The following is a 25758-nucleotide window of genomic DNA, read 5'->3' as shown; positions in this document are numbered from 1 at the left end:
GCAGTTACAACCCCGGAGAGCCTATATAATGACCCAGAAATCCGTCTGTGTGTATTGCGGGTCACGCAATGGTGTTAATTCGGCCTATGCACAGGCTGCGCGCACATTCGGGCAGCACCTTGCCAAAGAAGGCTGGCGTCTGGTCTACGGCGCGGGAGATGTGGGGCTGATGGGAGAGGTCGCCCGCGCCACACAAGACGCAGGAGGAGACACGTTCGGCGTCATCCCAGTTCACCTGTTACAGCGCGAGGTTGGCAAGACCGACCTGACCCGATTTGTGATCACCGAAACGATGCACGAGCGTAAGAAGGTCATGATCATGAATGCGGATGCGGTTGTCGTCCTTCCCGGCGGACCCGGATCGCTGGACGAGCTGTTCGAAGCGTTGACATGGCGCCAGTTGGGCCTGCACGACAAACCCATTCTGGTGATGAACGTGGACGGGTATTGGGACGCCCTGCACGATCTGGTGCAGCAGGTCATCGGTCAGGGCTTTGCCGACGCTTCGCTGGGCGATTTCATTACGTGGGTCGACGGGCCGGAAACGGCCATGGCAAATCTGCGGACACTGTTGGCTGCCCCCAGGGGATAAGCAGGCGAGCGCGTCGCCTGCTTTCGGAATTTAGCCTAAGTCGCAGGCTTCAAACGGTTAATCAAAACCTGCTCGACCTTATGGAGTGGGTGGTTGGTCAAAGTCTTGTCAACTTCGGCCACGACCTTGCCCAGAACTTCGCTGTGCAGACGCCGACGCAAAAGGCCCAGGACATGAGGGCTGGCGACCAGGACAAGGCGTTTATACGCTCCCTTCAACCCCTTTCGGTTCAACAGGTTAGCGACGTCTTGCACGAACAGAGACTTCGCCTGCGCTTTCCACTTGGGTTCTTCAACTGCGGATTTCTGGTTCGGACCAGCATCCGCGCGCCGCCCAGCCCGATCCGATGGTCGGCCTGCCGGCCCGTCGGTCTCTTCGACGGAAACAATCATCAAATTCGGGTCTTCCGCGTCCGTAATGTTCTCCATGAACAGTGCTTTTTCGCCGTCAGCAATGACAATCCAAGTTCCCTGTGAAAGTGCGACCATCGTGATCTCCTGTTGTGGTTTTATGTGACCATCCCTTGTTCAACAGACATAGCTATCCCTTTGCGCGCCAACGGTTTTTCAGCGCGCTACGTGAGCTTTTTCAGTTGATTGGCGGTTCTCTCCCTCCGCCTAATATAGCTAGGGACGACCGGGGCCCGTACAATACTCATTCAGATTAATTCGAATTTATCGGCGGGAAACTACCGATGGGTACGCTAGCGAACCAGAAACGGATGAAGATGCTAATATGCGAACCGGCAATCAAAGTTTGCCGCACAGTGCAACCAATTCAATTTCTGCCGAGCGGGACAAAGCTGCCGTTGGCCGCACGGCAGCACGCCTTACCCGAATGAACGTCCGGTTGACGGACATTGGTGCCATTCGAGGAAAGCCTTTAGCCCACGCTCTCAAAATTCCACTTGCTAATTCTGAGCTTTGGCGGGGACGCGAAACCCTCAAGCTCGGGTCGACCGAAATCAATGGCGGTAGACGTAGTCAGACCGATGCTGTACCGTGAACCGACGGCAGATCAGGCAGAAGCAATTCCTTTCTATCTTCGAGGGAAGTCTAATGCCGCGAAAACCACCGAAAAACGATAGCGAAAGCTCTGTAATTTACTTAGACGTGCTTGCGTCCAAAAAGAACTTCGATAGCTTTATAGATCACCTTTATACTGACGAGGAGAATGTTCCTCACTTCGATTTTTATTCCGCCAAAGGAAAACAGGCTCCGGTTCATGTTGTTGGCAGCGATGTCAGTGAGGATGTTATTCTCACTGACTTGGACGATGTCGCCGAAATGGGTGAAGGTAACGATGTGGTCGTCGGACTGTATGGGAATGATACGATCTCGGGCGATGACGGTGACGACTACTTGTTCGGAGATACGGATTGGGCAGTTGGCTTCGGCCAGAACTCCGACGATGTTTTGAACGGCGGAGCAGACGACGACCTGATCGTAGGCGACGCTCCGAACCTATACGGCGACACTGTCGGAGGTAACGATATCATTGTCGGAGGAACTGGAAACGACGACCTCTGGGGAGATGGTTCTCTCTTTGAAGAGGCCCAAGGAGGAGCCGACAGTTTCGTTTTTGAACCGGACAGTGGGCTAGATACCATCCATGATTTTGAGGTGGGAAAAGATAAGCTGGATATTTCCGGGTATGGTATTGCCGAGACAGAGTTCTTGTCGCTGGATATTCAAGAGATAAACGGTAATACCATCATCGACCTTGATGGCACCGCTTTGGACTTGAACGAAATTACACTTCTAGGAGTCGTCGGTGTAAGTGCTGATGATTTCGTCTTTGCCTAGTGTGGAAAGTCGCGTGAACCACCATTGATGCAGTCATTCGCTGCGCTTGATCCAAACGTCTCCTTTGGGCTCAAAGTGGTCATAGAAATGAAGAATGCTGCCGATTCCTCAACCTCCTGCAGCAACCGTTAATTTCAAAAGAAAAAGGCCTGCTCACTTACGCAAGCAGGCCCTCAAAAACGTACTACCCGTCAGCCGATCACATCCGCGAGGCGACGTTTTCCCAGTTGACCAGATTGTCTAGGAAGTTGGTCAGGTAGGCCGGACGCTTGTTGCGGAAGTCGATGTAGTAGGAATGCTCCCACACATCGCAACCCAGCAACGCGGTCTGACCAAAGCACAACGGGTTCACGCCGTTTTCGGTCTTGGTGACAGCCAGCGAGCCGTCTGCGTTCTTTACCAACCACGCCCAGCCCGAGCCGAACTGGCCAGCGCCTGCAGCGCTGAACTGCGACTTGAATTCGTCAACCGAACCAAAGCTTTCGACCAGAGCCTTCTCCAGCTCACCGGGCATGGCGTTATCGCCGGGGCCCATCATCTCCCAGAACTGGTTGTGGTTCCACAACTGGCTGATGTTGTTGAAGATACCATTCTGGGCGACAGCATTTGCGTCATAGGTGCCCACGATGATCTCTTCCATCGACTTGCCGTCCCATTCGGTTCCGGCGATCAGCTTGTTGCCGTTGTCGACATAGGCCTTGTGGTGCAGGTCGTGGTGATATTCCAATGTTTCCGCGGACATGCCCTTGGCTGCCAGCGCGTCATGTGCATAAGGAAGATCAGGAAGTTCAAAAGCCATCTCGGCCCCCTGTTGAAATGATTGTTGCGGTTCCAAAGGTTAAATGCTTTGGCAACGGCCATAGGTCAAGGGCAGAGACAAGAAAACCCGGAGGTCCGCGATGCTGACACAGGCGCGCAAGATGTTTTACCGCGCCCGCGGATACTATGCAGGCAGTCTGAATGGAGAACGGTTTCGACTGGACCCCTACCATTCGAAATTCTGGCGCAAGGCCACTGCTGGCTTGTGGGAGCCCGAGACTTTTGCCGTGTTGGATGCTCATCTGAAACCCGAAAGCGATTATTTGGATATAGGTGCATGGATCGGCCCCACCGTTCTTTACGGCGCGCGGCGCGCGCGACATGTATGGTGCTTTGAGCCTGACCCCACAGCTTACCGGTACCTGGCCTGGAACATGGATTTGAACAACGTCCGCAACGTCTCGGCCTTTGGCGTAGCCCTGTCGGATCGGTTCGGCGTTGCACGTATGGCCTCGGTAAGGGGAGAACCCGGTGATTCCACCAGTTCCCTTTTGCATGACGCGGCTCATGGCAGTGATGCGCTGACCATTGCCTGGGATCAGTTCGAAGCCGCGACCGACCTGTCCAGTGTGTCACTCGTTAAAATGGATATCGAGGGTGCAGAATACATGGTTCTGCCCAGCCTTATCCCGTTTCTGAAAGTGACCCGCCCCGCGCTTTATCTTTCTACCCACGCGCCGCTTTTGCCCGAGGCGCCACGTCAGGATCGAATGGCCAAACTGGCGGATTTGTTGTCGTTTTACCCATCTTGCCGCAATGCCAACGGCGAAGAGGTCGGGGTGCAAGCCCTGACTGCGCCAACGTCGTTGAACGGTTTTCAGTCTTTTGTCTTAAGCGGTTAGGCTTTTTCCCAGCCGCTTGTAGATCTAAAACAAGGTAGGCGCGGATATCGGCTGGCAGCGCCCAATTCCACTGGGTCGGTTTCCCAAATTGGCCTGCGGGAAACTTGCCGACATCTTTAACTTGTTCGTCTCGGGGTCGACTGTCGCAGTATACGACACACGGTATTGGCGCGTAGAGTTTGAGGACGGCGTAAGGCGCCATGACAATCGGTATTCGCCTTTTCGCGTGAGTTTCAACTTGGCATTTGCTGGTGTGTTTTCATCAATCCGCGCAAGCTCATTGGCAGAGCGGATTGCGCCATCGAATGCCCGCGCGCTTAGCGTCAGCATCGACACTCAGCAAGACAACCGGAGGAATCCATCCTTGCGCTTCCAAGCTGTGTAACTCGCACTCATCATTCACGATGCCCGCTTGAGCAGACACCGTACACATCACAGCCGCGATCGAATACAAAAACTGTTTCAAAATCCTAGTCTCCTAAATCAGGATTTGGGGGTTCCAATACCTTTGCAACGTCCTTTTGCAAAACCGTCGCGCGCCGCTCATGCGGATACAGTGGAAGGCTTTGTAATCGCTTTCATCGTTCTGCGATCCAAAGAAATCGAGAACTCCTGATCCCTCAAATCGATTGCATCAATACGCGATTCATTACCTGCATACGTTCTTCCCGTAGCCGCATACAAACAGGTCTGACCGACCCACGCGATCGACAATTTGATCGGAGAATCTCGTCGGATTCGGCCCGGCCCTGTGCCAGTTACGATGCCCGGAATCTCGACCTCATGCAGCAGAGCGGAACGCCCGAATTCGTCCACTGGAAACACCACTTTCTCAGGTGTCGGACGATTCGCCAGGCCTTTGCCGAATGTGCACCCCAAAGTTTCTTTATATGTCTCAGCCAAAACCACAGCTGGCGAGACGATCTATGCGGCACAAACCGCAATCATTCTTAGTGAAATCATTAATTCCGTTTACCCTAGCAGCACTGTTGAACACTATCGGCACTCCACACGTCATACGTGATAATATCAGCCAACACTCTAACAATGAGTGTCGCTTGAAGGAAATCCATTCTTACGTCACGAACCAAGCTGATCGGATCAATCACAACTGTGCTGTCGCAGCAACAAAAAGGGCCACCAGGTTCCCCGGCAGCCCAAAAATCTAGCGTTTTAAAATGCTTAGTAAACACCAACCTCACTGCCCGGTTGCGCCGCAACCTTAAGCAGTTTGAACGCGTAGTCTGCGACTGATCGGAAGCAAACCACGCGGAAGGTCTCGGCGTCGTCCATCCAGAACGCGCCCGCAACCTGCGCCAAACGCGAGCGGCGGATCTGGCCGGGCTGGAAGGCATCTGCCGACAAATCAACCGGAGCCAGCTTGCCCATTACCTCACGCGCAGAAGATCCCGAAACGCAGAACACCGCCCTGGCATCCGAGACGTTCACGGCCAGCGCATGTATGCCGCTAAGCGTTTCGGTCATCTGCGCCAGTTTGGCGTTCACCTCTGAATAGGGCACCAGCACCAGCAATTCGTCCGGAGACATCCAGCACACGCCGGTATCCCCGTTGACGCTTGCCTCGCGCTGACCGGGCACTTTCTGCCCGGTAGCGTCCTTGACGGACTTGGCCAGTACCTTGTCGGACAGATCGCCGCGCAGGGTGATCATTCCTTGCAAGCCGCATTCCGCTACCTTGGCGATGCCGTCATAACTGGCGTGGTTCAGTGCGCTGATGGGTTCAGACATTCTGCTTCTCCCCGTCCTTATCGTAAAAGATCGGATCGACGATCTTGGCTTTGTAGGTTTTGCCGTCGGTTCCCGGAAACTCGACAATCTCGCCCATTCGGTCAGGACCGTGCTTGATCAGGCCCATGGCGATGCCCTTGCCCAGATTGGCCGAGTAATAGGTCGAGGTGACGCGCCCGATCATGTTGCGCTGACCGTTGGCATTGACGCCCTCGCCCACCGCATAGGCACCATCGGGAAGGACAGAACCATCCACAGTCTCAAGTCCGACCAGTTTCCAACGGTCCGGATCGGCCATATGGCTGCGCGTGTGGGCGCGCTTGCCCAGATAGTCCTCTTTCTTTTTCGACAGAGCCCAGTGTAGCCCCAGATCTTGCGGGATCACGGTGCCGTCTGTCTCGTCCCCGATCATGATAAAGCCCTTTTCGGCCCGCAGGATGTGCAGACATTCAGTGCCGTAAGGCATCACGCCGAACTCTTTGCCCGCGTCGATCAGAGCATCCCAGAACGCCTGACCCTGAGACGCGGGAACCGCGATTTCATAGGACAGTTCACCCGAGAACGAGATGCGGTAGGCCCGCGCATCGAACGCGCCGATCTTGCCGTCACGCCATTCCATGAAAGGCAGCGCTTCTTTCGAGACATCCATGCCGCCGCCTGCTTGGGCGTTCAGCTTCTCCAGCACCTTGCGGGCGTTGGGGCCAACAACAGCAACCTGCGCGTATTGCTCGGTGACGTTCGCGACATAGACTTTCCAGTCCCACCACTCCGTCTGTAGCCATTCTTCCATGTGACCATGGATACGCTCGGCACCGCCGGTGGTGGTGTGGCACAGCCATGTATCTTCGTCGATCCGCGCGACAACACCGTCGTCGATCAGGAAGCCGTTCTCTGAACACATCAGGCCATAGCGGCATTTGCCGACCTTCAGCGTGGACATCATGTTAGTGTACATCATGTCCAGGAACTTGCCCGCATCGGGCCCTTTGACGATCAGCTTACCCAACGTCGAGGCGTCCAGCAGGCCGAGGTTTTCACGGGTATTCTTCACCTCGCGATTGACCGCGTCATGCACGGATTCACCGGGACGGACATAGGCATAGGTCCGACGCCAGTGGCCGACCGGCTCCCAATCAGCGCCGTTCTTGTCGTGCCAATCATGCATCGGAGTCTGGCGGATCGGCTGGAACACCTCACCGCGCGCTTCGCCACCGATCGACGCCAGCGAGATGGGCGTATAGGGCGGGCGGAAGGTGGTGGTGCCGACCTTCGGAATCTCCGAATCCAGGGCATCAGCAAGGATCGCCAAGCCATTGATATTGCTCAACTTACCTTGGTCGGTCGCCATGCCCAGCGTGGTGTAACGCTTGGTGTGTTCGACGCTTTCGTAACCTTCTCGCGCTGCCAGCTGAACGTCGGAGACTTTGACGTCGTTTTGGAAATCCAGCCACGACTTCATCCGCAAGCCGATCTCGGCATTCGCCGGCATCAGCCAGACCGCCGCCATCGGAGCCTCGGCCGTGGTCTCACCGACCGGGGCCTTGGTGCGTTTCGCTTTGAACCCGGCCGCCTTGGCCGCTGCTTTACCCGCCGCATCCGCGTCGGTCAGAACATCGCCCAGCGCCAGCGGACCATTCGACGAGCCCGCGGCCAGCACGAACCCTTCGCCATCAGCACCAAGCGGAGGTCGCGACGGGTCAGGACGGAAATGCGCCTGCGCCTCGTCCCAGATCAGCTTGCCGCCGCAATGCGACCACATGTGAACGACCGGAGACCAGCCGCCCGACATGGCGACCGCGTCGCATTCGACCTCTTCACGCGCGCCGCCGATGCCTTCTTGATTGCACAGCTCGACCTTTTTGACGCGCTTGCCGCCTTTGACCTTGGCAATCGCTTTGCCGGGGTCAACGCGGATACCAAGTTCGCGCGCCTCATTCGCCAGCGGACCAGCCGTGTCGCGTGCATCGACCACGCGCAGCACATCCACACCGGCTTTCTTGAGGGTGATCGCGGTGCGATAGGCGTCGTCGTTATTGGTGGCCACAATCACACGCTCACCGGGGGTTACGCCCCAGTTCACCACATAGTCGCGCATGGCCGAGGCCAGCATCACGCCCGGTACATCGTTGCCCGCAAAGGACAACGGACGCTCGATCGCGCCGGTGGCGGTTACCACCTGTTTCGCGCGGATGCGCCACAGCCGGTGACGTGGGCCTTGGGTGCCCGGTTTGTGATCGGTCAGGCGCTCATATCCCAGCACGTAACCGTGGTCATAAACCCCGGCCCCCATGCAACGATTGCGCATCATGACGTTGTCCATTGTTTCGAGTTCGGAAACCAATTGTTCCACGAACTTATCCACAGGCTCGTCATTGATCGTGCCGCCATCAACCGGAGCACGCCCGCCCCAATGCGCGGTCTGCTCGATCAGCATGACTTTGGCACCGGACGCGGCTGCCACTTTCGCAGCCTGCAGACCTGCCACACCGCCGCCGATCACCAGAACATCGGTGAAGTGATAGAAGTGCTCATAGGTGTCCGCATCGCGGTTATCCTTGTCGGGCGCTTTGCCCAGACCAGCGGACTGACGGATGAACGGCTCGTAGACGTGTTTCCAGAACGGTTTCGGATGGATGAACGTCTTGTAGTAGAAGCCAGCCGGCAGGAACCGCGCCAGCGCCGTGTTCACGGAACCAATGTCGAACTCGAGATTCGGCCAGTGGTTCTGCGAGATCGAGGTCAAGCCATTGAACAGCTCGGTCGTGGTGGCGCGCTGGTTCGGCTCGAACCGGTTGCCCTGTCCCAGGCCGACCAGAGCGTTGGGCTCTTCCGCGCCGCTCGCGACGACGCCGCGCGGACGGTGGTATTTGAACGACCGGCCCATCATCATCTGATCATTGGCAAGCAGAGCCGAGGCAAGCGTGTCGCCGTCGTAGCCCTGCATTGAGGTGCCGTTAAAGGTGAATGTGACCTGTTTCGACCGGTCGATCAGCCGGCCTTGGTTTGCGAGACGGGTGCTCATGTTGCGGACCTTTCGCAGGCGGAATTACGGGTGGCTGGGCGGATCATTCGAACTCTCTCCAGGTCCAGCCGGGGCGCTTGGCGGTTATCGCTTCGCGGATTTCTTTGGGCGGCTCGGTGGTCTGGGCCGAATAGGTGCCAAATACCTCTAGCGTGTCGGTCGCACGCGCGGCGTGGAACCACTTGCCACAGCCATTCACGTGACGCCAGCGTTCAAAGTGCACACCTTTGGGGTTTTCACGCATGAACAGATAGTCGTGGAACTCGTCATCAGACGCGCCGGGACCAAAGCGCTTCAGATGCGCTTCGCCGCCAGCGGCCAGTTCAGTTTCTTCGACATCGACGCCGCAATAGGGGCAATTCAGGATCAGCATATGGTCATCCTTTTCTCGGTTGGTCGACACTCGGGCCGACCAGAATTCTGTGTTGTGGTCACTTCGGGCAGAGCCCTTAGTGTGCCACCCCGGCGGCGACACTTTCGTCGATGAAACGGCCTTCCTTAAAACGCTCCAGCGTGAAGGCTTCGGTCAGCGGCGAATGGCCCGTGGCCATCAGTTGCGCCATCCCCCAGCCCGAACCCGGAATGGCCTTGAAGCCACCCGTGCCCCAACCTGCGTTGATGAAACAGCCCTGCAGCGGCGTTTTCGAAAGGATAGGCGAGCGGTCGCCGGTCATGTCCACGATCCCGCCCCACTGGCGCAGCATCTTCAGGCGCGAGATCATCGGGAAGGTCTCGACCAGCGCGCGCACGGTTTCCTCAATATGGTGGAAACTGCCACGCTGGGTGAAGTTGTTATAGGCGTCGGTACCGCCACCGATGACCATCTCGCCCTTGTCGGATTGCGACATATAGCCATGCACGGTGTTGGCCATTACGACCACGTCCATGCAGGGTTTGATAGGCTCGGACACCAGCGCCTGCAGCGCTACGGCCTCAAGCGGCAGACGGAAGCCCGCCATCTCAGCCAGTTGACCGGAATGGCCCGCGACCACGATGCCTAGTTTTTCACAGTCAATCGCACCTTTGGTGGTGTCGACGCCGACAACGCGGCCATTGTCCTGACGTACGCCAGTGACTTCGCATTGCTGGATGATATCCATCCCCATAGCCGAACACGCACGGGCATAACCCCAGGCCACCGCATCGTGACGCGCGGTGCCACCGCGTTCCTGCCAAAGACCGCCCAATACCGGATAGCGCGGCCCGTCCAGATTGATGATCGGCACCAGCTCTTTGACGCGCTCGGGCGTGATCCATTCGGTCTTCACGCCTTGCAGCGCGTTGGCATGGGCCGTGCGCTGATAGCCACGGATCTCGTGCTGGGTTTGCGCCAGCATGATCACCCCACGCGGACTGAACATCACGTTATAGTTCAGGTCCTGGCTCAGATCTTCGTACAGGCTGCGCGCCTTTTCATACAATGCCGCCGACGGATCCTGCAAATAGTTCGACCGGATGATGGTCGTGTTCCGGCCGGTATTGCCACCGCCCAGCCAACCCTTTTCGATCACCGCGACATTCTGGATACCGTAGTTCTTTCCAAGGTAATACGCCGTGGCCAGTCCATGGCCGCCAGCACCGACGATGATCACGTCATATTTCTTCTTTGGCTCGGGCGAGCGCCAAGCGCGCTCCCATCCTGTGTGATAGCGCAGCGCTTCGCGCGCCACAGCAAAGGCTGAATAGTGTTTCATAAGCGAATCCATCCGGTTCGGTGATTGTGCGCAGATATGCCGTGTAACGACAGTATACCCCTGCCATCCAACGCCGTAATAGCGCACTATTGCGACATAGCCCTCAATATTGCGACATGAAGTCGTCTCGCGGCCATTTGCCCCTTTTTTCCGACTGCTCGCGGGTCTAAGTCAAGGCAGCCATTTAGGAGCTAACATGACTTTCTGGGCCCTCTTGATCCTGACCGCACTGCTGATCGCAGTGTTCCTTGGATATTCCATACTGAAGGGACGCAAAGACCGCGAACCCGCAGCCGCTTTTGACCTTCGCGTTTATCGCGAGCAGTTGGCTGGTGTGGACCGTGATCTTGCACGTGGTGTGATCAGTGAGGCCGATGCGGAACGGGTGCGGACCGAAATCTCGCGCCGGATTCTGTCTGCCGACGCGCAGATGCAAGCGCAGGGTACACAGGATGGCCCTCCAGTCTGGGCCAATACGGTGGCTATTGTCGTGGTTGCCGCTGTCCTGATCGGCGGCGGTTTTTGGATGTACCGCCAAATGGGCGCCGCCGGATTGCCGGACCAGCCCTTGTCGCTACGTAAGGAGTTGGCCGAAACAATGCGGGCCGAACGCCCCAGCCAGGCCGAAGTCGAAGCCGAAGTTCTACCTGACTTGCCCAAGCAGCTGGACGAAGGATACGCCAACCTGTTGCAACAGCTGCGCAATACGGTTGCCGAACGTCCCGACGATTTGCAGGGGCACGTACTGCTTGCCCAGCACGAGGCGAATGCTGGCAATTTTGCAGCCGCATACAAAGCGCAGCAGCGGGTGATTGAGCTCTCGGGTGGAGCGGTTCCTGCAGATGCTTACGCACATCTGGCCGAAATGATGATCCTGGCCGCTAACGGATATATATCACCCGAAGCCGAAGACGCACTTCGGCAGTCCTTGCAACGTGATCCCCGAAACGGCCCCGCGCAATACTATCTTGGACGGATGATGACACAGGTGGGCCGTCCTGACATCGGATATCGCATCTGGGTCGAGGCGCTGCGCGCATCGCCCGCTGACTCGCCCTGGGCACAGGCCATGCGCGCCCAGTTGGAAGAGTTGGCGTTCCGCGCCGGTGTCTTCAACCCACCAAACATCCCGGCCCCGTCCGGACCGTCTCAGGAAGACGTGGAAGCCGCCGCAGACCTGACACCTGAAGCACGCCAACAGATGATCATGGGCATGGTCAACCAGCTTTCGGATCGACTGGCGACCGAAGGCGGACCGCCCGAGGACTGGGCGCGGCTGATCAGTGCACTGGGCGTTTTGGGTGAAGGTCAGCGCGCGATCGACATCATGCAAGAGGCAAACGCGGTCTTTGCCGGGGATGCCGAGGCGTTGGAGATCATTGACGCCGCCGCATTGCAGGCCGGGATCGCGCAATGATCCATGACGCGTTCGAGGATTTCGCCGCTTCGCTCACACCGATGACCGCATTGATGGGATTGGATTTGGGCGAAAAAACCATCGGTGTGGCCGTCTCGGACCGGATGCGCGGTGTGGCCAGCCCTTTGGAAACCGTTCGGCGCAAAAAGTTCACTCTGGACTCTGCGCGCCTTCTGGAATTGATCGCCGAGCGCGAGATCGGAGGGGTCATTCTTGGCCTGCCGAAAAACATGGACGGATCAGAAGGTCCGAGGTGCCAATCCACGCGCGCGTTTGCCCGCAACATGATGCGTTTGACCGAAATTCCCATCGGGTTCTGGGACGAGCGCCTCAGCACGGTTGCGGCAGAAAAGGCACTGCTCGAGGCGGATACGACACGAAAACGTCGCGGACAGGTTATCGACCACGTTGCAGCAGGCTATATTCTGCAAGGAGCGCTGGACAGATTGCGCTTTCTCTAAGGATCGGATGACACCAATGACAAACATGGTCTGGAAACGGAACGAGGTCGAAAGCCCCTGTATCCAGATTTGTGTCGTTCACCCGACCGAGCGGATCTGCACTGGTTGCTATCGGACCATCGACGAGATCACACGCTGGTCCAAGATGGACAGTTCCGAGCGCGCCGAGATCATGGAAGCCCTGCCCGCACGAAAGCCGCAGCTTGCGAAACGGCGTGGCGGTCGTTCGGCCCGCCTGAACAAATCCTGAGCCACAGGCTGAGCCTGCGCCGTTGCAGGTTGGTCTGAACTCCGAGGGGGTCAAGTTCGAAGACAAGTGGTGAGTGAGTGGCAACCCACAACGGCGCGCTTCAGCATTGGTGTTTCCAGACGTGGTAAGACCGGAAAACCCTTGAACCCTATTTCTTTTTTGACTGACTGATCAAGAAATAATAAGAGGCGAGCGTTTTTACCTTACGTCAACCCAAGGGCGAGCCAACTTGATGGCGCCTGTTACCCTGCAGCCAGCCAAGTTTTCGCGTGTTCAATATCTTCCGACGGGAAATATTGGGTTCGGGTGCCCAGCACATGACCGGCCACGCGTTGCGCCATATGCTGCCAAGCCTTGTCGCCAACAATCGCCGCACGGTCCAGCAACCCGATATGACCGCGTGCTAGTCGGAAATGCGCAGCCAGAGCAGACAATCCCTGCCATCCGTCAAACTCCCGCAGGTCGATCAGCAGGCGAAAACCGGTTTTCCCTGCAAGCATCTGGTCCAGATGCGCCTCGGCCTTTTGATACTCTTCGGGGTCAACCTTACCCAACAGGCTGATCTGAACGCATGGCCCACCAAGATCGGTCACATGGATCGACCCGAGGGATTCGCGGATCCAACGACGCGCTGTTTCGACCTCGGACAGTTCAAAAACCTGGACCGGACATGGCAAAATCGGAGCCGCCAATCGCACGCTGGTCTGAACCCAACTCTGATCGGCCACCACGGCAATCCGGTCGAACCCGCGCCAATGGCTCAGGCCCAGCTTGGTGTCCGCCCAGGCAGCACCCAGGTCGTACCCTTTGAATTCGGGCTGAACGATTGCCATCAATCGAACGGTTTCATGTTCGATCAGCGCGGCCTCGATGGCGGGAATTAAAGTATCGCTGTAATCCGCGCTGGTGACTTCGCCGGACAGCTCGACTTCGATCTGTGCTCCGTCGGCGAGTGTGTGGACCGTAATCATGACCCCATACCTCCTAACCAATACATGGCTGTAGGTTACGGGGATTCGATCCACTCGGCCACACCGCCTTGGAATTCCGGGCGGAAATAGGCAATCATCCGACCATCCGGCCCAGCCGAAGCAGTGTCCGACCAAGGGGCCACCCCATGCAGGCAGTGACGGTGCAAAAGATACGTTTCACCAGGACTGGCGGGCAATTCCAGGCGAGTGCAGGTCTCGAACACCTCGCGGCGGGCAGACTGATAGATGTCTGTAACATCTACCTCGTGCAACGTATCACGCGGTCTACCATGCAGAGCCTTTTCGAAAGCTGCCCGCAAGACCTTATGGCTGCCTTCCCATAAAACCATCGGCGAAGCATCAGCGCTCACTTCGGTCAGCGGAAGGCCAAGTATCCAGGCGTGCGGTTCGTCCACTCTGCGGCGACGGTCAGGACCCATAGGGCGCAACCCATCCACATGCGCTGCATCACGGTTGCGTCGGTAACGCCCGGCTGCCTCGCTTTCGCCGCGGCGTGGCTTGGGGTAGCCGGGATACATCACAGATACCTGCCCCTTGTGCAGCGGCAGAGTTCCATAATGCTCGGTCACCAATTCCAGCGCCTGGCCCTGCAGCGGCCCTGATCGCCCCACCCTGCCCTCTGCATCATTGTCCAGCGCATCAACACCGATGAACCATGTGCCTTCACAGTCCATCCATTCGGCATGGGACGGATCAACGACTGCAGCCCGAGCAGCTGGCAGAGCGTGTGCTACCCATTCAGCGACGGCGGGGTCATAGGGGAACTTTACCCAGCCTTTATGCCAAAACGTCGTCAAAGGCCCATCGCTTTGCGCAGCATGTTAAGGGCCACCAGCGTCAGGAAAACGGCAAAAACACGTTTGAGCGGTTTGGGGTCCATCGCGTGGGCCAGCTTAACCCCCCAAGGGGCGGTGATCATTGTCATCGCCACAACAATCGCAAATGCCACCAAATTCACCGCGCCAATGGTCATTGGCGGGCGGTGTTCAGGTGCGATATTCAAAAACAGAAACCCGATGACGGACGGAACCGCGATGATCACCCCAAAGCCAGCTGCCGTCGCAACGGCCCGGTGAATGGGCGTGTTGAACAGGCTCATCAAGGGCACACCAAAGCTGCCGCCTCCGATCCCCATCAATACCGACAGAAACCCTACACCTGGTGACAAAGCGGCCCGACGGAGCCCCTTGGGCATCGCGTCCCCAAGCCGCCATTCAGATTTTCCGAAACCCAGATAAGCACCAATCACCATCCCTAGAATGCCGAACAGCGCCTGCAGTGCCTCGGTGCGTAGGGCCGAAGCCACGGTAACTCCGATCACTGCCCCGATTGCGATACCCGGCCCCCAGCCGCGCAAAATTTCCCAGTCTACGGCCCCTTTTTTGTTGTGGGCCATCACGGACCGGACCGAGGTCACGATGATGGTCGCCAGAGACGTCGCCAGACACAATTGCATCAATTGCGGGCCGCCGTAGCCAAGGGTTTGAAACGCATAGAAAAATGCAGGCACCAATACGATGCCGCCGCCAACCCCTAGCAAGCCCGCCAGAACTCCGGCCAATGCGCCGATCACCAGCAATAGGCCCAGCATCTGGGCCAGCAAAAACGTTTCGGGCATTCCCCCCCCATATCGGCCGGTTGGCCGCTTTTTAACTCACTTCGACCTGCTCGTCGGGCGCGACCCGATCCAGCGCCTGCAGCAGAACCTCTGGGCCTGCCCCCTCGTGAACGGCACCTTCGGACAAGACGCGCCGCCATGCACGCGCCCCTGGCCGCCCTGCAAACAGCCCAAGCATATGACGGGTGATCTGATGCAAACGCCCGCCGCTGGCAAGGTGTTGTTCGATGTAAGGCATCATCTCATGAACCACCTCGAACGGGTCCGCAGGTTGCCCAGCCTCAAAGATCAACGGATCTGCCCCTGCCAGGATGTCTGCAGGCTGGTGATAGGCAGCGCGTCCGATCATTACCCCATCAAGGCCGGCATCCAAATGCGTGCGCGCCTCCTGCAAAGAATTTATTCCACCGTTGATCGAGATATGCATGTCGGGAAACAACGCCTTCATGCAGTGCACCAAGTGATAGTCCAGCGGAGGGATATCGCGGTTTTCCTTTGGACTCAGCCCTTGAAGCCACGCTTTACGTGCGTGGATTGTAACCCTCTGGCAACCCGCAGTGTGGATCGCATCCAGAAACGCTGGCAGCACGAGGTCAGGATCCTGATCATCTACTCCGATCCGGCACTTCACGGTGACCTCGACGCCTACAGCCTCGCGCATCGCCGCAACACATTCGGCTACACGCGCGGGATCTTTCATCAGCACCGCACCAAACGTGCCAGATTGCACCCGGTCGGACGGGCAGCCGCAATTCAGGTTGATCTCATCATAACCTACCTCGGACCCCAACCGCGCGGCTTGCGCCAGCTCTTGCGGGTCCGAGCCGCCCAGTTGCAACGCCACAGGGTGTTCCTGCGGGCTGTAGTCCAGCAGATGCAACGCCCCACCCCGAACCAACGCCGGGGCCGTTACCATTTCCGTATAGAGCAAAGTCTGACCGCTCAGCAGTCGATGCAGAAACCGGCAATGACGGTCCGTCCAATCCATCATCGGCGCAACCGAGAGCCGCGCCGCCCGCCGAGTTGTGGCGTGGTTTGAATGTGCGATCTGAACCTCTGGCATTTTCCTGGCTTTTACCTCGAAACACATCTTACGAGGGGGGCGTCTAGCACTGTTTAGACCATAAACGCCACAGGCAAAGCCATCCAAGCGGACAGCAAAGGCGGGTCAAATGCCATAACGGCTAAGTATCATCTCAACACTGCTGTCAATCGTAGCCGTCATTTCGGCCTCACTCAGGACGCTGCCAGTGAAGACCATCGGCCAGAATGCCTTGGCCTTGATCAACCCGATGAACTCCTGCCCCGCACTTTGAGGGTCGTCTATCCGCAACTGCCCGTCTTCTGCCGCGTCCTTCAGCATCGACACAAATATCGCAGTCTTATCCAGTTTGCCCTGCGCCGCTGCCGCCAGATCGGGGTTGCGCAAAGTTTCGCTGATCACCATACGCGACATCGCCATCACCTCGGGCAACATCAGGATGCGCCCTTCGGCCCATGCCAGTTCGATCAGTTGCTCCCGGATATCACGGCCTTTTTCATAGCGGATATCCAGTACACCGGCAAAGCGGTTTGATAGCTCGACCACAATAGAGCGAAACAGGTTTTCCTTGCTTTCGAAATACTTATACAGCGTCCGCTTGGACACTTCGGCGCGGGCGGAAACACGGTCCATGCTGGCGGCGGCGAACCCCTTTTCCTGGAACTCGGCCACCGCAGCCTCGATGATCTGAGCGTGTTTGGCCGCATTCGGCGCGCTGCATTCGTTCATGTCTGAAAGCTATAGTCCCATTGACATGACAAGGTCAAACACTAGGTAAACCCACGGGTTTACACGATTGAAAACGTCACTTATGGTAAACCCGCAAGTTTACCGATTCAGGTAGCCAGCCCAACATGGAGTATCCCCCCTCATGTCACTGACCTTGAAACTGAACGGCCAGACCCACACGGTCGACGCCGAGCCCGGCACCCCCCTGCTTTGGGTGATCCGGGATGAGCTTAAGCTGACCGGAACCAAATTCGGCTGCGGCGTTGCGTCCTGCGGGGCCTGCACCGTGCATCTGAACGGCGAGCCCGTGCGGTCGTGCCAAACTTACATCGAAGACGTCGAAGATGCCGAGATCACCACGATCGAGGCCGTGGGCGACGACAAAATCGGCGCCGCAGTCCAGCAAGCCTGGGTCGAACTGGACGTGGTTCAGTGCGGCTATTGCCAGTCGGGTCAAGTTATGTCGGCTGTCGGGCTGTTGTCCGAAAACCCCAAGCCCTCGGCCGAGGAAATCGACGAGTACATGTATGGCAACGCCTGTCGCTGTGCTACCTATCAACGCATCCGCGCCGGCGTCCAGCGCGCATCCGAGATTCTGGAGGCCTGATCCATGACCATCAACACCTCTCGCCGTGGATTTCTGAAAGGTGCCGCTGCTGCCGGTGCCGTGCTGCTGGTCGGTGCCCGCCCCGATGGCGTATTGGCTGCGGCTTCGTCCGAGACCGCTCAATTCAACCCATTCGTGAAAATCGACGCGGATGGCACCGTGACGGCCATCGTAAAGCATTTCGAAAAGGGTCAGGGCCCGGCCACCGGCCTGCCGACGCTGATCGCCGAGGAAATCGGCCTGACCATGGATCAGATCGAATATGAATTTGCGCCGTCGGACCCGAATGTCTATAACAACCTGCTGTTCGGCCCGTTCCAGGGTACAGGCGGATCGACCGCGATGGCGAATTCCTGGCTGCAATATCGTCAGGCCGGTGCTGCCGCACGCGAGATGCTGATCAAGGCCGCCGCCCAAAGTTGGGGCGTGGACGCATCGGGCATTACCATCGAGGAAGGCATCGTCAAGGCCGGTGACAAATCCGCTCCGATTGCGGAGTTCGTGGCGGCCGCTGCGCAGCTAGAAGCGCCGGCCGAGCCGCGCCTGAAAGACCCGTCCGAGTTCCGCCTAATCGGCAACGCAGCCGTGCGCCGCAAGGACTCGGCCATCAAGGGCAACGGTCAGGCGATGTATGCGATGGATGTGCATCTGCCGAACCAGATGGTCGCGATGATCAAGCGGCCTGAATCCAAGGGCGGAATCGCACTTGGCTTTGATGACAGCGCATCAAAAGAGGTCAAAGGCTATATCAGTGCCGCTGTTCTGCCCAATCAGGCGGGTGTTGCGGTCTATGCCGAAAACACCTGGGCCGCGATCCAGGCCCGCGACGCGCTTGAGGTCGATTGGGACATGTCGGGCGCGGAGACCCGCGATTCAGATCAGATCAGGTCCGAGATCATGGCCGCGCTGGATGCAGAGCCCACCTACAACGTGAACAAGGCGGATGTTGCAGCGGTTTCAGCAGCCATCGATGGCGCGGATAAGGTGGTCGAAAAGACCTTCTACTTCCCACTGCTGGCTCACGCACCGATGGAGCCGTTGAACTGCACCATCGAACAAACCGCCGAGGGCGACATCGTCCTGCATGACGGTGCACAGATGCCAACCGGCCCGCATATGGCCTATCAGCAAATCTTCCAACTGCCGCCCGAGAAGATCCACATCAAGACCATGCTGGCCGGTGGTTCGTTCGGTCGCCGCGCCACGCCCGATGCGGATTATCAGGTCGAAGCCGCGCTGGCCTTTGTGGTCACAGACCGCTCGCGCCCGGTGAAACTGGTCTGGACGCGAGAGGATGACATTCGCAGCGGTTACTACCGTCCTGCCTTCGGCCATAAAGTGCGTGTGGGTCTGGATACGGATGGCAATATCGTAGGCTGGCAACATCAGATCGCCGGGCAATCGGTGATCAAAGGCACCGCGTTCGAGGCCGTTCTGGTCCATGACGGCGTCGATCACAGCTCGGTCGAAGGTGTGGCTGACAGCCCCTATGCCATCCCCGGCATGGCCGTTGGCCTGACCGACACGCCCAAGGCGACCACGGTTTTGTGGTGGCGCTCGGTGGGTCATACCCATACGGCCTATGCGATGGAAACCATGATGGACTTGGTGGCCGAAGCCGCAGGTCGTGACCCGGTCGAGTTCCGTCTGGCCCACCTGTCCGATAGCGCCAATCCAGATCAGCAACGCAAGGCTGCCGTTCTGAAACTGGCGGCTGAGAAGGCTGGTTGGGGTAATGCGCCCGCCGGTCGCTCGCAGGGGATCGCAGTGCATAAGTCGTTTGGGTCTTATGCGGCTGAAGTCGTTGAAATATCGGGCGATCCGGAAGATGGCATCAAGATCGAAAAGGTCACCTGTGCCGTGGATTGCGGCATCGCGGTGAACCCCGATGTGGTCAAAGCGCAGATGGAAGGCGGCATAGGCTATGGCATCGGCCATGTGATGCGCGACCAGATCACGCTGACAAGCGGGGCGGTCGATCAGTCCAACTTCCCGGATTACGAGCCGCTGCGCATCAGTGATATAGCAGCCATCGACGTGCATATCGTGCCGTCCGCAGAAGCGCCGACTGGCGTGGGCGAACCCGGAACGCCCCCGTCCGCACCGGCGCTGGCAAATGCGATCCATACGATGTCGGGCATTCTGGTGGCCGAGCATCCGATGGCTGAAAACGGTGTCAGCTTCGCCTGACCCTCTGCCCCGCGCCGCCTGAACCCGGCGCGGGTTAATTTGATCAAATTTCGTGACAAGGCGCGTCGTGTCGACTAAACCTCGGGGGAACCACAATGATGGAGCCCCCGATGGACCTGAGCGCCTTGCACAGTTTTCGCGTTGCAGCCTGTGACCTGAACGGTCAGTTGCGGGGCAAACGCGTGCCGCCCTCGTATTCCGACAAGCTGGACAAAGGCTCCGTGCGGATGCCGTTCTCGGCGCTGAATGTGGACCTGTGGGGCGCGGATATTGACGGCAGTCCGCTGGTGTTTGAATCCGGTGATGCCGATGGTGTGCTGCTACCCACCGATCGCGGTGCGGTCCCTATGCCTTGGCTTGAGGTGGACACCGCACTGGTGCCGATGTGTCTGTACGACGACCACGGCACCCCCTTCGCCGGAGACCCCCGCCACGCGCTGAGCGCTGTACTGAACCGCTATGCCCAGCGCGGTTGGTCCGTGATCGCGGCGACCGAACTGGAATTCACTCTGCTCGATTCCTCGGGCGCGCAGCCACAACCGCCGATGAACCCCATTACCGGGCGCAGGCTGGTGGATGAGGCCGTGCTGTCAATGGCCGAGATGGACGCATTCGATGCCTTTTTCACCGAGCTTTACGATGGCTGCGCCGCGATGGGCATTCCCGCCCAGACCGCCATTTCCGAAAGCGGTATTGGCCAGTTCGAGATCAACCTGAACCATCAGGGCGCAATGCGCTGTGCTGATGATACATGGCTTTTCAAGGTGTTGACGCGCGGTCTTGCCCGCAAACACGGGTTCACCGCGACGTTCATGTCCAAACCCTATGCCGATGACGCAGGCAACGGAATGCATGTGCATTTCTCGGTTGTAGACGATCAGGGCCGCAATGTGTTTGACAATGAAGGCCCCGAGGGGACGGACACGCTGCGCTACGCCATTGCAGGCTGTCTGGCGGCGATGCCCGGCAGCACACTGATCTTTGCGCCGCATGGCAATTCCTATACCCGGCTGGTTCCCGGCGCCCACGCGCCCACCGGCGCCAGCTGGGCCTATGAGAACCGCACTGCCGCCCTCCGCATTCCCGGCGGCGCCCCTGCCGCCCGCCGGATTGAACATCGTGTGGCCGGAGGCGACATCAACCCTTACCTCATGCTGGCCGCCGTTCTGGGTGCTGCGATGAACGGGATCGAGGACGCAACCGACCCGCCCGCCCCGATCACCGGTAACGCCTATGATATCGACGGCCTGCCCCAACTGGCCGGCGATTGGGAGGCCGCGATCACTACCTTCGAATCCGATCCCCACGTGGCGCGTATCTTCCCCGCTGATATGATCCGCTTTCTGGCGATGACCAAACGGCAGGAAATCCGCCGCTTCGCCGAGCGCCCCCCAGAAGAGCACTGGCTAAGCTACGTCGAGGCCGTCTGACCCCCCTTGCCCGGCCCCTTTTGGTTCGTTAGAATGAATTTGATCAAATTTGGTGACCTATGAAAATCGGCATCCTTGTAACCGGCCACCCTCCGGATGAGCTGCGTTCAGACTTCGGCACATATGACGGCATGTTCCGTACCCTGCTGGGCGGCAACGGCTTTACGTTTCAGACCTACAACGTGGTGGACGGCCAGTTCCCTGACGGCACAGACTCTGCCGACGGCTGGGTCATCACCGGCTCGCGCCATGGGGCGTATGAGGATCACGCGTGGATACCCCCGCTGGAAAATCTGATCCGCGCGATCCGCGACAAAGGCCAGCCGCTGATTGGCGTCTGCTTTGGCCACCAGATCATCGCACAGGCGCTGGGCGGAAAGGTTGAAAAGTTCACCGGAGGCTGGGCCGTTGGGCGCACCGACTATGACCTTGATGGCCAAACAGTTACGCTGAATGCGTGGCATCAGGATCAGGTAGTCGCCCTACCCGACGGCGCACGCGTCACCGGTACCAACGATTTCTGTCGCAACGCCATGGTGGCTTATGGCGACACGATCTGGACCGTACAGGCCCACCCTGAATATGGTGACAGCTTTATCCAGGGCCTGATCGAGACACGCGGCAAGGGCGTGGTCCCCGATGAATTGATGCAAGCGGCCACTGACCGCCTGCCCGCCAATGACGACAACCCCAAAATCGGGCAGTTCATGGCGGAGTTTTTGAAGAAAGAGAGGGCCTGATGGCCGACTGGACAGACCAACTGCCACAGGCAGCCCGCAGCTATTTCGAAGGCCACCGACTGGACGAGGTCGAATGCATTATCTCGGACCTGCCCGGCATCGCGCGTGGCAAGGCTGTGCCAGCTTCGAAATTCGCCAAGCAAAGCTATTTCCACCTGCCCGACAGCATCTTTTACCAGACCATTACCGGCGACTGGGGCGAGGCCGCGGGTGAGGACGGGTTCATCGAACGGGACATGATCCTTAAGCCCGACTTCACGACCGCATCCGCCGCGCCGTGGACGGGCGACTGGACGTTGCAAGTGATCCACGACGCTTATGACCGTGATGACAACCCGATCCCGTTTAGCCCGCGCAATGTGCTGAAACGCGTGGTCCAGATGTATCACGACAAGGGCTGGAAACCCGTCGTGGCGCCCGAGATGGAGTTCTTTCTGGTCGCCCCCAACGTCGACCCCGCACAAAGTATCAAGCCGATGATGGGACGCTCGGGCCGTCCGGCGGCGGCGCGGCAGGCCTACTCGATGACGGCCGTGGACGAATTCGGCCCGGTGATAGACGACATCTACGATTTCGCCGAGCATCAGGGATTCGAGATTGACGGCATTACGCAAGAAGGCGGCGCGGGCCAGCTGGAGATCAACTTGCGCCACGGCAATCCGGTCAAGCTGGCGGATGAGGTATTTTATTTCAAACGCCTGATCCGCGAGGCCGCGCTGCGCCACAATTGTTTTGCCACCTTCATGGCGAAACCGATCGTGGACGAGCCGGGCTCGGCCATGCATATCCACCATTCGATCATCGACATGGAGACGGGGCAAAATATCTTCTCGGGTCCACAAGGGGGCGAGACGGACGCGTTCTACCACTTCATCGCCGGGTTGCAGAACCACCTGCCCTCGGGTCTGGCTGTGATGGCGCCCTATGTGAACTCGTATCGCCGCTATGTGAAAGATCACGCCGCGCCGATCAATCTGGAATGGGCGCGCGACAACCGCACCACCGGCATCCGTGTGCCTCTGTCGGGGCCCGAGGCGCGGCGCGTCGAAAACCGCATCGCCGGGATGGACTGCAACCCCTATCTGGGCATAGCGCTGTCACTGGCCTGCGGTTATCTGGGCCTGGTCCAACAGGAACGCCCGCGCCGTCAGTTCTATGGCGACGCTTACGAAGGCGAAGGCGATATCCCTCAGGTCATGGGCAATGCTCTGGACCTGTTCGATGAAGCGACCGCCCTGCACGAGGTTCTGGGCCCCGAGTTTGCCCGCGTCTATGGCATCGTCAAACGCGCCGAGTATGAAGAGTTCCTGCAGGTCATCTCTCCGTGGGAGCGTGAGCATCTACTGCTGAACGTATGATCCGCGATGAACCTGCTTTATTCCAACGACCGCAAGGCTGAATACCCGGCCAGCTGGTACGCGGCCACGGCCAATTCGATTGACCGCTTTCCGGTGCTGGCGGGTGATGAAAAGGCCGATGTTTGCGTGGTGGGCGGCGGCTATACCGGCCTGTCCGCTGCGCTGCATCTGGCCGAGGCCGGGTTCAGCGTTGTGCTGCTTGAGGCACATCGTGTGGGCTTTGGCGCATCAGGCCGCAATGGCGGGCAATTGGGCAGCGCCCAACGGATGGATCAGGAAGATCTTGAGCGGCTGGTTGGCGACGACGATGCGGCGAAGCTGTGGGATCTGGCCGAGGACGCGAAGGCGCTGGTCAAATCCCTGATCGCCAAGCACCAGATTGACTGCGACCTGAAACCGGGCGTTGCCGTTCTGGGCCTGTCCGCAGGCGAGCAGCAGGAATTGCACGACCACGCCGCGCATCTGTCCGACCGCTATGGCTATGACCAGATGGAACTGCTGGACGAAGGCGCAAGCCACGGTCTGTGCCCCTCGCCCGCCTATCGCGGCGGCTATCTGGACACGGGTGCCGCGCATCTACATCCGCTGAACTATGCTCTGGGTCTGGCGCAGGCAGCAGCCAAGGCAGGCGTGCGGATGTATGAAAGCACCGAGGTGACGGGGGTCGAGGAAACCGCACCCGCCATAGTCCACACCGCACAGGGCAAGGTCACAGCCGATCACGTCGTTCTGGCCTGCAACGGCTATCTTGGCGGCCTGAACGGCAAAGTCGCCGCGCGGGTCATGCCGATCAACAATTTTATCGCCGCGACCGAGCCTTTGGGCACCGATACCGCCCGTGTTCTGACCCGAGACGTGGCGGTGGCCGATACGAAATTCGTGGTGAACTATTTCCGCCTTAGCGCGGATAACAGATTGCTGTTTGGCGGCGGCGAAAGCTATGGCTATCGCTTCCCGGCAGACATTGCCGCCAAGGTCCGCAAACCAATGGTCGAGATTTTTCCACACCTGCGCGACGTCAAAATCGACTATGCCTGGGGCGGCACGCTGGCGATTACCATGCGGCGGATGCCGTATCTGACGCGGGTTGCGCCCAATATCCTGTCAGCCTCGGGCTATTCTGGTCACGGGGTCGGAACAGCCACCCATGCGGGGCAATTGATGGCACTGGCCATTCAGGGGCAGGCCGAAGGGTTCGACACCATGGCCCGCGTCCCCGCCCTACCTTTCCCCGGAGGCCCCGCCTTGCGCAGCCCCCTGCTGGTGCTGGCGATGACGTGGTTTGCTTTGCGGGATCGGCTGGGGGTGTGATCGAGCCCCCAGTTAACTGAGGTCATGCAGACTATCAAAAATCGCGTAGCACTCGAAACCCAGCGGCCATTAGCCTTGCGTCCTCATCTACTCGCCCGCGCGAAGCGACCCTAGAGAAATCCATAGCGGTCCAATAGGCACCACCTCTCCCGACGCGGTCTGTACACGCAGGCAACATAGCGTGTCGCAGATAGTCACTTACAGTCGCAGAACCTATGTGAGTTGAAGTCCAGCAAGACATTGTACGCTCAACTACATTGCCTGACATATGGCGCAATCCCCACGCATTGGCGGCGTCGAGATCATCAACCCGAACCGGATGACCACGCCGTGCCAGTTCCGGACGCTTGACACCCAACATCTCTTCGGTTGGTTTGCCGTGGAAATTGACTTGATCGGTGGTTACTTCCTCACCCTGAGCAAATGGGGTCTGCGTTCCGGCGCGTGCTGCATACTCCCACTCTGCTTCCTTTGGCAAACGGTACACATCGGCGCCAATCTTGTCGTTGAGCCATTTTGTATAAGCCACGCCGTCGGAATAAGAGACATCAACAACCGGGTAGTTGCCCCGAACATCTACGCAGGCAGCATCGCGCTGTAATATACAATCGCGCGGAACATGCCCTCCACAGCCACCGTCATTGACGCACGCCATCCACTGTTCATGCGTCACTTCATTTCGACCAATAGCAATTGGCATATCAATCTTAACAGGATGAACAGGGCCCTCGTGGTACGCGATATAGGGATCCTCAGGAGTGGCCCACCGCATAGGATTCGCGCCCAAGTGAATATTCAAACGAGATTCACCCGGCGGCCCGCCCATCAGGAACTCTCCCAACGGCAACACGATCATCTCGGGGCAGACGTCGCATTCCTGAAACATCTCAAGCGGGGCGACCTCGGTTCCGTCGGACAGGACGTATTGCGCCTGAGCTGGCAGAGCGAGAATGGACAATGAAAAAGCAAGTCTAGCAAGCATGATGGGAACAATCCGAACCGTGAAATGCAATGTTTAGATTTTCCCATTGCCACCCGGATTCCCCAACGGATGCAAGGCGCTATCCGGGGTCCGAACGAAGTTATCCTC

Annotated in this window: 24 protein-coding genes; 12 read left to right on the top strand and 12 right to left on the bottom strand. The window is 58.5% G+C overall.

Translation table 11 applies throughout. The annotated features are described in order from the left end of the window. Positions 1-28: 28 nt before the first annotated feature. Positions 29-592, top strand: coding sequence for an LOG family protein (locus tag GOW48_RS06980; protein ID WP_170752502.1), 564 nt, complete (start codon positions 29-31; stop codon positions 590-592). 35 nt (positions 593-627) lie between these two features. Here the strand turns inward: GOW48_RS06980 and GOW48_RS06975 are convergent, their stop codons facing one another. Continuing rightward, the gene (locus tag GOW48_RS06975) at positions 628-1080 is read right to left on the bottom strand and encodes a host attachment family protein (RefSeq protein WP_170354573.1); all 453 of its coding nucleotides are present in this window, start codon (positions 1078-1080) and stop codon (positions 628-630) included. A gap of 570 nt (positions 1081-1650) precedes the next feature. On the opposite strand from GOW48_RS06975, the gene GOW48_RS06970 reads away from it, so the two are divergent. Then, the gene (locus tag GOW48_RS06970) at positions 1651-2397 is read left to right on the top strand and encodes a calcium-binding protein (RefSeq protein ID WP_170752500.1); all 747 of its coding nucleotides are present in this window, start codon (positions 1651-1653) and stop codon (positions 2395-2397) included. Positions 2398-2596: 199 nt separating this feature from the next. On the opposite strand, the gene GOW48_RS06965 is transcribed toward GOW48_RS06970, so the two are convergent. Next, positions 2597-3196 carry a superoxide dismutase gene (locus GOW48_RS06965; RefSeq protein ID WP_170354575.1) on the bottom strand — a complete coding sequence of 200 codons (600 nt, stop codon included), beginning with the start codon at positions 3194-3196 and terminating at the stop codon, positions 2597-2599. A gap of 100 nt (positions 3197-3296) precedes the next feature. Here GOW48_RS06965 and GOW48_RS06960 point away from each other — a divergent pair, with 100 nt between their 5' ends. Further along, positions 3297-4058 carry an FkbM family methyltransferase gene (locus GOW48_RS06960; protein WP_170752498.1) on the top strand — a complete coding sequence of 254 codons (762 nt, stop codon included), beginning with the start codon at positions 3297-3299 and terminating at the stop codon, positions 4056-4058. Positions 4059-5240: 1182 nt separating this feature from the next. On the opposite strand, the gene GOW48_RS06955 is transcribed toward GOW48_RS06960, so the two are convergent. From GOW48_RS06955 to GOW48_RS06940, 4 genes are all read right to left on the bottom strand, one after another. After that, positions 5241-5807 (bottom strand): sarcosine oxidase subunit gamma, encoded by a 567-nt coding sequence (locus GOW48_RS06955; RefSeq protein WP_170752496.1) that lies wholly within the window; start codon positions 5805-5807, stop codon positions 5241-5243. Then, a complete protein-coding gene (locus GOW48_RS06950) occupies positions 5800-8829 on the bottom strand; it encodes a sarcosine oxidase subunit alpha family protein (protein WP_170752494.1) in 3030 nt (1009 codons plus the stop codon). Before GOW48_RS06950 ends, GOW48_RS06955 begins: the two co-directional genes overlap by 8 nt. Positions 8830-8872: 43 nt before the next feature. After that, positions 8873-9202 carry a sarcosine oxidase subunit delta gene (locus GOW48_RS06945; RefSeq protein WP_170752991.1) on the bottom strand — a complete coding sequence of 110 codons (330 nt, stop codon included), beginning with the start codon at positions 9200-9202 and terminating at the stop codon, positions 8873-8875. Positions 9203-9278: 76 nt separating this feature from the next. Then, a complete protein-coding gene (locus tag GOW48_RS06940; RefSeq protein WP_170752492.1) occupies positions 9279-10523 on the bottom strand; it encodes a sarcosine oxidase subunit beta family protein in 1245 nt (414 codons plus the stop codon). 196 nt (positions 10524-10719) lie between these two features. Here GOW48_RS06940 and ccmI point away from each other — a divergent pair, with 196 nt between their 5' ends. The 3 genes from ccmI to GOW48_RS06925 are packed head-to-tail and all read left to right on the top strand — an operon-like array spanning position 10720 to position 12651. After that, the gene (gene ccmI, locus GOW48_RS06935) at positions 10720-11940 is read left to right on the top strand and encodes a c-type cytochrome biogenesis protein CcmI (protein WP_170752490.1); all 1221 of its coding nucleotides are present in this window, start codon (positions 10720-10722) and stop codon (positions 11938-11940) included. Further along, entirely contained in the window at positions 11937-12401 is a 465-nt protein-coding gene (gene ruvX, locus GOW48_RS06930) for a Holliday junction resolvase RuvX (RefSeq protein WP_170354583.1), read from the top strand. The genes ccmI and ruvX overlap by 4 nt, the downstream gene beginning before the upstream one ends. Positions 12402-12417: 16 nt before the next feature. Beyond that, a complete protein-coding gene (locus tag GOW48_RS06925; protein WP_170752489.1) occupies positions 12418-12651 on the top strand; it encodes a DUF1289 domain-containing protein in 234 nt (77 codons plus the stop codon). A 242-nt stretch (positions 12652-12893) separates the two neighbouring features. On the opposite strand, the gene GOW48_RS06920 is transcribed toward GOW48_RS06925, so the two are convergent. From GOW48_RS06920 to GOW48_RS06900, 5 genes are all read right to left on the bottom strand, one after another. Beyond that, on the bottom strand, positions 12894-13622 hold the full coding sequence (locus GOW48_RS06920) for a SpoIIAA family protein (protein ID WP_170752487.1): 729 nt from the start codon (positions 13620-13622) through the stop codon (positions 12894-12896). 35 nt (positions 13623-13657) lie between these two features. After that, positions 13658-14440 (bottom strand): hypothetical protein, encoded by a 783-nt coding sequence (locus GOW48_RS06915; protein WP_170752485.1) that lies wholly within the window; start codon positions 14438-14440, stop codon positions 13658-13660. Continuing rightward, on the bottom strand, positions 14437-15261 hold the full coding sequence (locus tag GOW48_RS06910; RefSeq protein ID WP_170354587.1) for a sulfite exporter TauE/SafE family protein: 825 nt from the start codon (positions 15259-15261) through the stop codon (positions 14437-14439). Before GOW48_RS06910 ends, GOW48_RS06915 begins: the two co-directional genes overlap by 4 nt. A 31-nt stretch (positions 15262-15292) precedes the next feature. Then, on the bottom strand, positions 15293-16324 hold the full coding sequence (gene dusA, locus GOW48_RS06905) for a tRNA dihydrouridine(20/20a) synthase DusA (protein WP_170752483.1): 1032 nt from the start codon (positions 16322-16324) through the stop codon (positions 15293-15295). Positions 16325-16429: 105 nt separating this feature from the next. Then, on the bottom strand, positions 16430-17032 hold the full coding sequence (locus tag GOW48_RS06900; protein ID WP_170752481.1) for a TetR/AcrR family transcriptional regulator: 603 nt from the start codon (positions 17030-17032) through the stop codon (positions 16430-16432). Positions 17033-17174: 142 nt separating this feature from the next. On the opposite strand from GOW48_RS06900, the gene GOW48_RS06895 reads away from it, so the two are divergent. From GOW48_RS06895 to GOW48_RS06870, 6 genes are all read left to right on the top strand, one after another. Continuing rightward, entirely contained in the window at positions 17175-17639 is a 465-nt protein-coding gene (locus tag GOW48_RS06895; protein ID WP_170752479.1) for a (2Fe-2S)-binding protein, read from the top strand. A gap of 3 nt (positions 17640-17642) precedes the next feature. Next, positions 17643-19829, top strand: coding sequence for a xanthine dehydrogenase family protein molybdopterin-binding subunit (locus tag GOW48_RS06890; protein WP_170752477.1), 2187 nt, complete (start codon positions 17643-17645; stop codon positions 19827-19829). A gap of 110 nt (positions 19830-19939) precedes the next feature. Then, on the top strand, positions 19940-21259 hold the full coding sequence (locus GOW48_RS06885) for a glutamine synthetase family protein (RefSeq protein ID WP_170752990.1): 1320 nt from the start codon (positions 19940-19942) through the stop codon (positions 21257-21259). A gap of 59 nt (positions 21260-21318) precedes the next feature. Next, positions 21319-21999 (top strand): type 1 glutamine amidotransferase, encoded by a 681-nt coding sequence (locus GOW48_RS06880; RefSeq protein WP_170752475.1) that lies wholly within the window; start codon positions 21319-21321, stop codon positions 21997-21999. Beyond that, positions 21999-23357 (top strand): glutamine synthetase family protein, encoded by a 1359-nt coding sequence (locus GOW48_RS06875; protein WP_170752473.1) that lies wholly within the window; start codon positions 21999-22001, stop codon positions 23355-23357. The genes GOW48_RS06880 and GOW48_RS06875 overlap by 1 nt, the downstream gene beginning before the upstream one ends. Before the next feature lie 6 nt (positions 23358-23363). Continuing rightward, positions 23364-24668, top strand: coding sequence for an NAD(P)/FAD-dependent oxidoreductase (locus GOW48_RS06870; RefSeq protein WP_170752471.1), 1305 nt, complete (start codon positions 23364-23366; stop codon positions 24666-24668). 34 nt (positions 24669-24702) lie between these two features. Here the strand turns inward: GOW48_RS06870 and GOW48_RS06865 are convergent, their stop codons facing one another. After that, positions 24703-25650, bottom strand: a complete 948-nt coding sequence (locus GOW48_RS06865) for a formylglycine-generating enzyme family protein (RefSeq protein ID WP_170752469.1) — start codon at positions 25648-25650, stop codon at positions 24703-24705. Positions 25651-25758: the final 108 nt, after the last annotated feature.

It is taken from the genome of Ruegeria lacuscaerulensis, from assembly GCF_013033355.1.
GTDB lineage: Bacteria > Pseudomonadota > Alphaproteobacteria > Rhodobacterales > Rhodobacteraceae > Ruegeria > Ruegeria lacuscaerulensis_A.
The sequence above is the reverse complement of the archived record's forward strand: the minus strand, read 5'-3'. Positions and strand labels throughout refer to the sequence as shown.

What these genes read in the sequence shown, in the direction of transcription:
- GOW48_RS06955 (WP_170752496.1), bottom strand. Translation starts at nt 5,807, where the DNA reads ATGTCTGAACCCATCAGCGCACTGAACCACGCCAGTTATGACGGCATC.
- GOW48_RS06920 (WP_170752487.1), bottom strand. Translation starts at nt 13,622, where the DNA reads ATGATTACGGTCCACACACTCGCCGACGGAGCACAGATCGAAGTCGAG.
- GOW48_RS06880 (WP_170752475.1), top strand. Translation starts at nt 21,319, where the DNA reads ATGAAAATCGGCATCCTTGTAACCGGCCACCCTCCGGATGAGCTGCGT.
- GOW48_RS06885 (WP_170752990.1), top strand. Translation starts at nt 19,940, where the DNA reads ATGGACCTGAGCGCCTTGCACAGTTTTCGCGTTGCAGCCTGTGACCTG.
- GOW48_RS06965 (WP_170354575.1), bottom strand. Translation starts at nt 3,196, where the DNA reads ATGGCTTTTGAACTTCCTGATCTTCCTTATGCACATGACGCGCTGGCA.
- GOW48_RS06950 (WP_170752494.1), bottom strand. Translation starts at nt 8,829, where the DNA reads ATGAGCACCCGTCTCGCAAACCAAGGCCGGCTGATCGACCGGTCGAAA.
- GOW48_RS06910 (WP_170354587.1), bottom strand. Translation starts at nt 15,261, where the DNA reads ATGCCCGAAACGTTTTTGCTGGCCCAGATGCTGGGCCTATTGCTGGTG.
- GOW48_RS06895 (WP_170752479.1), top strand. Translation starts at nt 17,175, where the DNA reads ATGTCACTGACCTTGAAACTGAACGGCCAGACCCACACGGTCGACGCC.
- GOW48_RS06875 (WP_170752473.1), top strand. Translation starts at nt 21,999, where the DNA reads ATGGCCGACTGGACAGACCAACTGCCACAGGCAGCCCGCAGCTATTTC.
- GOW48_RS06870 (WP_170752471.1), top strand. Translation starts at nt 23,364, where the DNA reads ATGAACCTGCTTTATTCCAACGACCGCAAGGCTGAATACCCGGCCAGC.
- dusA (WP_170752483.1), bottom strand. Translation starts at nt 16,324, where the DNA reads ATGCCAGAGGTTCAGATCGCACATTCAAACCACGCCACAACTCGGCGG.
- GOW48_RS06975 (WP_170354573.1), bottom strand. Translation starts at nt 1,080, where the DNA reads ATGGTCGCACTTTCACAGGGAACTTGGATTGTCATTGCTGACGGCGAA.
- GOW48_RS06945 (WP_170752991.1), bottom strand. Translation starts at nt 9,202, where the DNA reads ATGCTGATCCTGAATTGCCCCTATTGCGGCGTCGATGTCGAAGAAACT.
- GOW48_RS06940 (WP_170752492.1), bottom strand. Translation starts at nt 10,523, where the DNA reads ATGAAACACTATTCAGCCTTTGCTGTGGCGCGCGAAGCGCTGCGCTAT.
- GOW48_RS06890 (WP_170752477.1), top strand. Translation starts at nt 17,643, where the DNA reads ATGACCATCAACACCTCTCGCCGTGGATTTCTGAAAGGTGCCGCTGCT.
- ruvX (WP_170354583.1), top strand. Translation starts at nt 11,937, where the DNA reads ATGATCCATGACGCGTTCGAGGATTTCGCCGCTTCGCTCACACCGATG.
- GOW48_RS06980 (WP_170752502.1), top strand. Translation starts at nt 29, where the DNA reads ATGACCCAGAAATCCGTCTGTGTGTATTGCGGGTCACGCAATGGTGTT.
- GOW48_RS06960 (WP_170752498.1), top strand. Translation starts at nt 3,297, where the DNA reads ATGCTGACACAGGCGCGCAAGATGTTTTACCGCGCCCGCGGATACTAT.
- GOW48_RS06865 (WP_170752469.1), bottom strand. Translation starts at nt 25,650, where the DNA reads ATGCTTGCTAGACTTGCTTTTTCATTGTCCATTCTCGCTCTGCCAGCT.
- GOW48_RS06925 (WP_170752489.1), top strand. Translation starts at nt 12,418, where the DNA reads ATGACAAACATGGTCTGGAAACGGAACGAGGTCGAAAGCCCCTGTATC.
- GOW48_RS06900 (WP_170752481.1), bottom strand. Translation starts at nt 17,032, where the DNA reads ATGAACGAATGCAGCGCGCCGAATGCGGCCAAACACGCTCAGATCATC.
- ccmI (WP_170752490.1), top strand. Translation starts at nt 10,720, where the DNA reads ATGACTTTCTGGGCCCTCTTGATCCTGACCGCACTGCTGATCGCAGTG.
- GOW48_RS06970 (WP_170752500.1), top strand. Translation starts at nt 1,651, where the DNA reads ATGCCGCGAAAACCACCGAAAAACGATAGCGAAAGCTCTGTAATTTAC.